Genomic DNA, 8,310 nt, shown 5'->3' on the forward strand with positions numbered 1-8,310 from the left:
CCCGCCAATGAGGTTTTAGGTAATGTATGCGTAGTCAGTAATTTTAGCATCACATTAAAAGAATCGAATGATTTCACAGTTACCACCGATACGGCGACAAACTCACAAAGCGGTACGCGATACAGGTTTTCACAATGGACGCTAGAGGGCAAAGCTTTTAATGATGTTCAAGAGCAAAATTTTGGCCCCATACTCTGGACTATGTATACATTGAGTAATACTCGTTCGGATGAAGGCTATGTTATGAAGCTCAGCGCATTGACCGGTCCGCTGGGGGAGCAAGACAACCAAGAGGTTGAATTACAAGTTCAAAAGTCCGGTAAGTGGGTTTCTTTGGGTACCAGCAAACTGGACCCAGACGCCTGGACGGCCACTTTCCGTATTGCTAATTGGAATGAAAAAGTCGCTACACCGTATAAGGTTATATACTATGAGAAGCGTCGTGATGGCCGCGATAAGCCAGATGTTTATATTGGTACTATTCAGGCACAGCCGGCAAACCGACAATTGCGTATGGCGGCGCTGACGTGTCAAAACGATTATGCCTTTCCGTATGAACCTGTTGCCAATAATGTTAAGGCATTTCAACCCGAATTGATTCTATTCTCCGGGGATCAAATTTACGAAAACCACGGTGGGTTTGGTGTTGTCCGATTCCCTGCACAAGCGGCCATACTAAATTATTTGCGTAAATTTTATCAATTTGGTTGGGCTTTTGGAGATTCAATGCGCAACGCTCCCACTATTTGTCTACCAGATGATCACGATGTCCTGCAGGGTAACCTGTGGGGTGAGGGCGGCGATAAAATGTCCGAACAGGCAAAAATAGTCGGACGCAGTGATGCGTGGGGCGGTTACATTGAACCCATACGAATGCTTAATGCCGTGCACAAAACAAACACTGCTCACCTCCCCGATCCGGTTGACCCGACACCATCAATTCGAGGACTTAGTGTTTACTACACTGAGATGGTTTATGGGGGTGTAAGCTTCGCGATTTTGGCCGACCGACAGTGGAAAAGTGGGCCAGATCGGTTAGGTATAGAGGTTGGTAAAACAGGTGAAGGAGAGGATCCGCTGTATGTTAACCCGGAATATGACCGAGAGGATTTACAGTTATTAGGTAAGCGGCAAGAAAACTTTTTAAAACAATGGGGGCAAGATTGGCGCAATCACACTTTAAAGGCGGTTATTAGCCAAACCGTATTTGCTGGTATTTCTACTCACCAGCCATCGCCTGATCGGTACTTAAAGTACGATTTTGACAGCAGCGGTTGGCCGGCCACTGCACGTAATCGAGCAATAGACATAATGCGTCAATCTAAAGCTCTTCATATTTGTGGTGATACTCATTTAGGTACCTTGTCTCAGTACGGCGTGAATAAGCAGCGGGACAGTAACTGGGCCTTTTGTACTCCTGCGATTGCCGCAGGTTGGCCAAGGTGGTGGCGCCCAGACGATTTACCGCTTCCACATCAAAATCGCCCCTCACACGGGTTGTCGCAAACCGGCGAATATTTGGATAGTTTTGGTAATAAAATATACGTTTACGCTGTGGGTAACCCTGAGGTTGGCCAATCGGACAATCGCTATATCCAAGCTCATGAAAAAGGCTCTGGGTTTGGTTTTATCATTTTTGATACCGAACGAAAGACCTACACCATACAAGCGTTCCGATTTTTGGTTGACGCTACTGATAACAATCCAAACAATCAATTTCCGGGCTGGCCTGTGACCATTCATCAAGACGAAAACAGTGGTGCAAACAAGCTGATATAGCCAGCTTATTGGCCTATGGGATCTCCGCTATGGGCCAATGGCCCATATCAGCTAGCTTCCTTTTACTAATTGCATTTATTACCCGAAACTGCGGCTGGCGGTTCTGGCTTTAAAGGCTAATCGGGAAGAGTACAATTAGGCAAGCTCTATTAGTTTCTAGCATTGTACTTTTGTTGTTTTTTGGCTAGGTGGTGTCTATAACACATAGAGGAATTAACATGGATGGGAAAAAATACCTGTTGTTATCGGTAGTTTTGATAGTAATAGTTTTTCAGGCTTGTACCAGCAACAATATCAAGACCAAAACAAGTCCAGAAAGGTCCTTTAGTTTTAACTCTAACTGGAAATTCAGTCTTGGTGATGACCCGGTATTCTCAAAGCCAGAATTTAATGATAGTAAGTGGCGCACATTAATCTTGCCCCATGATTGGAGTATAGAGGCTGAATTTAGCGAAAAGTATAATGGCGCTACCGCGTACCTACCCGGTGGGGTTGGCTGGTATCGAAAGTCGTTTGATACTAATCCGACGTGGTTAAATAACACTACCTATATTTATTTTGATGGAGTATATGCAAATTCAGAAGTGTATTTAAATGGTGAGTATATCGGTGGTCGTATTAATGGCTATTCCCCATTTTTTATCGACATTAGTAAATATTTAAACCAGGCTAATGAAGAAAATGTCTTAGCAGTAAAAGTTAACCATCAGCGTTATATAGACAGCCGCTGGTATACAGGTTCGGGAATTTACCGTGATGTTAAGCTTGTTTCCACAGGAAAATTACATATTCCCATTTGGGGTACTTACGTCACAACACCTGAGGTTAATCAAGATACTGCGAAAGTAAATGCGCAAGTCGAAGTGAAGAATAATTTCCCTGAGGCTAAATCATTTACGATAAAACAAAGTATCTTTGGTCCGGACAAAGCCTTAGTAAAAGAGAAAAATATACAGGCTCGGCTTGATCCTAAATCGAGCACCACTGTTGCAAGCATGATGAATGTCCCGTCGCCGGCCATGTGGGATATTGATTCTCCCGACATGTATACACTGGTTAGCGAAGTGGTTTTGAATGGTAAAACGATTGACTCATACAGCACTCCATTTGGTATTAGAACTATCGAATATGGTGCTAATAAGGGTTTTTTCTTAAATGGTAAAAGCCGTAAGATTAAAGGTGTCAATCTTCATCATGACGCTGGTTTGGTTGGTACGGCAGTGCCTGATGATGTATGGCGCCGACGTCTTGAAACGTTGAAAGAGGCCGGTGTTAATGCAGTGCGTACATCGCACAATCCTATGCGGCAGAATTTTTTGGATATATGCGATGAGTTAGGTCTATTGGTCCAAGCGGAAATCTTTGATGAGTGGGATAACCCCAAAGATAAGCGGCTCAATCAGTGGGAGCGGCACGATGATGATATCAGCCGCGGCTATGCAGAGGTTTTTCAATCCGAAGCTGAGCATGATTTAAAAGACCCCATTAAGCGGGATAGAAATCATCCTTCGATTATAATGTGGAGCATTGGTAACGAAATTGAGTGGACTTACCCTAGATATAAAGAGGCAACGGGTTACTTCGATATGAATGCTTCGGGTAACTACTTTTATAACCTGCCCTTTATTAGTCCTGAGGAAATCCATCAGCGTTTTCATGGCAGTGAAGAAGGGGAGTATGTTTTAGAAAAAACCGCTAAGAAACTGTCGCAATGGGTTAAAGAGCTAGACGTAACCCGCCCGGTTACGGCCAATATGATACTCCCCTCTGTCAGTCATATTTCTGGCTATGCAGACGCTTTAGATATTATTGGTTACAGTTATCGCCGAGTTATTTACGACTATGGTCATAGGCTTTTCCCTGGCAAGATGATTATGGGGACAGAAAATGTCGTTCAGTGGCATGAGTGGAAAGCGGTTGAGGAGCGTGACTTTATTGCTGGTACTTTCCTTTGGACGGGTATTGATTATTTAGGTGAGTCTAATGATGGCTGGCCGAGAAAAGCGCTTGAATCTGGCATGTTGGATACAGCTGGCTTTAAAACTCCTTCATTTCATATGTATAAAACCCTATGGAATGACGAACCCCATGTTCATATCACCAGCCAAACCGCTAATAAATCATTGTACAAAGTGGATGGCGATAACGTAGTCGAAAAAGAACCAAATAGTTGGGATACTCGCGTTTGGTTTTGGCAGGATGTTAATCGTCACTGGAATTATAATCCTGGTGAAAGTGTTATTGTTGAGGTGCTGACTAACTGCCCGCGTGTAGAGCTGTTTCAGGGCGATAATTCCCTCGGTGTACAGGCCTTGGCAGACAACTCTGATAGAGAGCTAAAATGGGCTGTTAACTTTGAGTCAGGCGAGCTGCTGGCAAAGGGCTTAGACGGCTGTGGCGCAAGCGACGAGGTTGTTACTGCTGGATCTCCTAGCCAACTCGCCATAAGCGTTGATAAAACCCAATTATCGGTTGACCCTAATAAAGTGGCGCATATTGAAGTTCAGCTAACAGACGCTAACAACATTCCAGTGCATCATCAGGAAAAACGACTGCAATTCAACGTGTCGGATAACGTGCAGTTATTAGGGTTAGACAGTGGTAATTCCAGAACTATCGACAAGTATCAAGACACGCAGGTTCTTACCAGCGAGGGTAGGGCGCTGGCGATTGTTAGGGTGACAGATAATAAGCCCGCCTCAATAACAGTAATTGTCGATGAAGTTGCAGCCAGTACCGTTTGGTTGAATACTTGATAAGTATCTGCCTGTTAAGTGGAGCAATAATACATTGTTCCACTTGTTAGCTGCTGTTATCAGTAAGGCAGAAGTTTCCTGAGAAGGTGTAGCTGATTTACCACCATGTTAGATACAGCGCGATAAGAATTACCGTGCAACCGAGAGCAGCGATATTAAAGCTTCGCTCCGTAGAGAAGTCGATATCACCGACATGAATCGATGTGTCTTGATCTTGAGTGCTACTTTTATTTGAAAACAAATACGCTAAGCTTAAGCATATTAAAAATACCAGGCCTATACGATCCATAAACGGTAACGACGGCCAGAGCTGCATAAAGACTAATGAAAATAGTGCGGAACCTATGGACGCCGCTAAAGCGCCGCGTGATGTGGTGCCTTTATAAAACATCCCCATTAGAAAAATTGCGGTGATGCCCGGTGAAAACAAACCGGTAAACTCTTGAATATATTGAAAGGCTTGGTCGAACTTTCCTAGTAAGGGCTTGGCCATTATAAGTGCAATAATCAATGATGCTAGTGTGGTTAGGCGACCTATTAGAACATAATGACCTTGTGATTTATCTTTAACCAGCCCTTTATAGATGTCCATGGTAAAAATGGTCGAGATACTGTTGGTCATGGACGCCAGGGAGGAAACAATCGCAGCAATTAATGCAGCAAAAACTAACCCTTTTATGCCCGCTGGCATTAGCGCCATTAATGAGGGGTACGCTTGGTCCGGCTTGCTTAGGTCCGGGTATAAAATAGCAGCAGCAATGCCTGGTAAAACAACAATTAGAGGCATTAATAATTTCAGGTAAGCGGCGAATGCGATCCCTTTTTGTGCTTCTTTTAAGTCTTTAGCAGCTAGTGCGCGTTGAATAATATATTGATTGAAACCCCAATAACCGATATTCATTACCCACAAGCCGCCTATTAGCACACTTAGGCCTGGCAAACTCATATAATGTGGATTATCGCTGGATAAAATCATATCGAAGTGGCCCGGCAACTCGCTGGTTAAACGAGAAAATCCCTCTACAATGCCGGCGCCCTCGGCAATTTTATCTAACGATAGATAACTTAAAAGCAATCCGCCAAATACTAATAAGACGACTTGAATGATGTCGGTATAGGCAACCGCTTTAAGCCCACCATATAACGAGTATGCGAGAGAAAATAATACCAGGAAGGTCATCCCTAACAACCAATCAATGCCGGTTACGGTTTGAATGGCCAGTCCGCCTAGCCATAGCACAGATGTTAAATTTACAAAAATAAACACCGCCAACCAAAATATGGCCAGTATTGTTTTGACTCTGTGGTCAAAGCGCTGCTGTAAGTACTGCGGCATGGTGTAAATATTGTTGCGGAGGAAAATAGGCAACAAGTACTTACCAACTAATATTAAGGTGATAGCAGCCATCCACTCGTAAGACGCAATTGCTAGCCCTAATGCATAACCAGACCCAGACATACCGATAATTTGTTCTGCTGATATGTTGGCCGCAATTAACGAAGCGCCAATCGCCCACCAAGGCAGGGATTTTCCTGCTAAAAAATAATCTTCTGTGTTTCGCTCGCCAGAATGATCGGCCTTGGATACCCATATGGCCAAGCCTAATAAACCGAGTGCATATACAATGAATACACCATAATCAATTTGTTCGAGTCCCATTTTTTATTCTCCTATAAAATATTATTATAACTTATGCGTGACATATTGAGTGTATGTTCATGCTAAAGTTTAAATTTAGAAATATGCTTCGCTAATGAATCCGATGCTTTTTCATGCTACTGGTCGATACGGTAGTCTCTTGGTTTTTTGTCTATATTTGTGCTTGCGTTTGAAATCGCGACAATCCTTCGATTAATATCTTCCGCGAGTTAGGTCTATTCTTCGGAGTTTTGTTTTACCATGGTGTTTTCCTGAGACGACTGCGAGCCAAGTGCCCATTTTATTAGTAACGACCCTAAATTCACTTTGCAGTGTATAGATTTGAGCACCGATTTGCTCGGTTGAGTCTTGCGCACGGCGTGCCATATTACGCGCCTCATGGGCTACCACAGCAAAGCCACGCCATTGATTGCCGGCGGCGTATAGAGTGGGTAGATTGGTCTGCTCGGCCACCTCTTGAATAATCAGTAATATATCGCCAATGGCGTCACTCTCTTGGTTTAATTTAGCCATAACCTCTTGTGTAGTTGAAAATTCTTGATCAAACTGGTTAATAATCGAGGTACATTTATGCGTGTTGATGGAGCCGTGGCCAGAAGCATCGAAAGATACTTGTACCGAGTTTGAGGCTACTACTGCCATATTGGCAACTTCTGTTACATAAGATATGGACATTTCATTGATAGTCGTTGAAATACTTTTTACCGCAGCGGCTTGAGTGCTGCATAACTCTTCTGATGCCCGCAGGGAGTCAAAGCCTTCACGAACGACTTGGGTTGAATCGCCGCTAGTTCACTAAACGCTTTGCAGCCTAATTAAAAGACTGATGCCGATTCTCGGTTCGAGTATGTTCTTCGCTTGATTCGTTCGCGCTTTAGCAGCTGGAAGACGCTTTCAGTGACGGCGTTGTCGTGACAGTTGCCACCGCGACTCATGCTATCTTCCAAGCCATTCTCCCCAAGAAATATACTTCAGTCATGGCTTGTTTTCTGGCTGCCTTCATCGGGGTGAACTAACACTTCACGTTCAGGTTTGCGGAGCCATACCGCTATCATCAATGCGTCGAAAACAAGCCCCTTCATTTTTCGAGAGCGCATCGACCAGCCAATAATACGATGGGAAATAAGATCCATGACCGTACCAAGTTAGAGCCAACCTTCATGGGTTTGATATAAGTAAGATCGGTGACCCACGCTTGGTTCGGCGTTCTCGGGTTAAACTTCCAGTCCAAAACGTTAAGCGTGACGACATGTTGTTCTGCGCCGCGCGTCCGAGACTTACGATAACCGGCCTGAGCGCGGATGTCTGCTTCCCTCGCCACCCGATAAACCCGATTTAAACACAGTGTTACCTGCATATCTGAGATCTCTTTGAATTTTGCGGTAGCCGTTAACATCCCCCGATTCAAGCCAACACTATTTAATCACGTCTGTCAGCCGGTCATCTTCAATTTTCCGTTTGAATTTTTGGCTCTGTTTCCAAGCATAGTACCCTCTGATCTAAACACCAAACAACCGATAGAGTTGTCGTACGGAATGGGTACTGTGATGCTCAGTGTGAAAGGCGTATCTCACTCGGGGTGTCTTGCGAAGTACGCCGTGGCTTTTTTAACGGATCACGCTCCTCGGTGTCTCGCTTGAATTCCTACTGTAAATTCCGGATCTCTGCTATATCATCAGATTTATGTCGATGATCTGCTGAATAGGGGCCATAGCGCTTGATCCGTGTATAAAGGCCGTGGGTTGTCGTGCCTAACCCTTCGGCGAGCTCGGTAACACTGTGTCCGACTACTGTGACCTGTTCGACCGCTTCCACCTTAAACGTTTCTGGGTGATGTTACTTGCTCATAGACACCTCTCTTTGTGCCATTTTCTCTAGCTGAGAGCTGTCTAGCAAACTAGTTGCGATTCATTCATTACCTTTGGTGCCAGTACGCCTCAGGCCTTGAAGGTGGACAGCGACGGCTTTGAAGAATTGCTCGCTAAGTTGGTTAGTAGTCCAACTTAACGATAAGTGAAATTATTTTATTGTAAGACTGTGTGAAAGCTATCGCCCAGTCGTTGCCGGAGCCACCGAGTCAAATTTTAAAATGTAAAAATTGTTTGGTGTTGGCTT

At 44.2% G+C, this 8,310-nt stretch carries 4 protein-coding genes and 1 pseudogene; 2 read left to right on the forward strand and 3 right to left on the reverse strand.

Features of this window, described 5'->3' with window-relative positions; genetic code table 11:
- Together SD69_RS17835 and SD69_RS17840 are read left to right on the forward strand one after the other, a co-directional pair.
- A partial coding sequence (locus SD69_RS17835; protein WP_041525038.1) for an alkaline phosphatase D family protein occupies window positions 1–1,779 on the forward strand: 1,779 nt, incomplete at its 5' end.
- 218 nt (window positions 1,780–1,997) lie between these two features.
- Window positions 1,998–4,535, forward strand: coding sequence for a glycoside hydrolase family 2 TIM barrel-domain containing protein (locus tag SD69_RS17840; RefSeq protein WP_084591710.1), 2,538 nt, complete (start codon window positions 1,998–2,000; stop codon window positions 4,533–4,535).
- A gap of 97 nt (window positions 4,536–4,632) precedes the next feature.
- On the opposite strand, the gene SD69_RS17845 is transcribed toward SD69_RS17840, so the two are convergent.
- From SD69_RS17845 to SD69_RS19125, 3 genes and pseudogenes are all read right to left on the reverse strand, one after another.
- On the reverse strand, window positions 4,633–6,195 hold the full coding sequence (locus tag SD69_RS17845) for a sodium/sugar symporter (RefSeq protein ID WP_041525039.1): 1,563 nt from the start codon (window positions 6,193–6,195) through the stop codon (window positions 4,633–4,635).
- Between the two features lie 192 nt (window positions 6,196–6,387).
- The gene (locus SD69_RS19120; RefSeq protein WP_041525040.1) at window positions 6,388–6,837 is read right to left on the reverse strand and encodes a methyl-accepting chemotaxis protein; all 450 of its coding nucleotides are present in this window, start codon (window positions 6,835–6,837) and stop codon (window positions 6,388–6,390) included.
- Between the two features lie 179 nt (window positions 6,838–7,016).
- A pseudogene (locus tag SD69_RS19125) lies at window positions 7,017–8,010 on the reverse strand (IS3 family transposase); the annotation flags it as partial.
- Between the last annotated feature and the right edge of the window lie 300 nt (window positions 8,011–8,310).

Origin of the sequence: Gilvimarinus agarilyticus, assembly GCF_000832015.1 — a bacterium.
GTDB classification, from domain to species: Bacteria; Pseudomonadota; Gammaproteobacteria; order Pseudomonadales; family Cellvibrionaceae; genus Gilvimarinus; species Gilvimarinus agarilyticus.

What these genes read in the sequence shown, in the direction of transcription:
- SD69_RS17840 (WP_084591710.1), top strand. Translation starts at nt 1,998, where the DNA reads ATGGATGGGAAAAAATACCTGTTGTTATCGGTAGTTTTGATAGTAATA.
- SD69_RS17845 (WP_041525039.1), bottom strand. Translation starts at nt 6,195, where the DNA reads ATGGGACTCGAACAAATTGATTATGGTGTATTCATTGTATATGCACTC.
- SD69_RS19120 (WP_041525040.1), bottom strand. Translation starts at nt 6,837, where the DNA reads ATGGCAGTAGTAGCCTCAAACTCGGTACAAGTATCTTTCGATGCTTCT.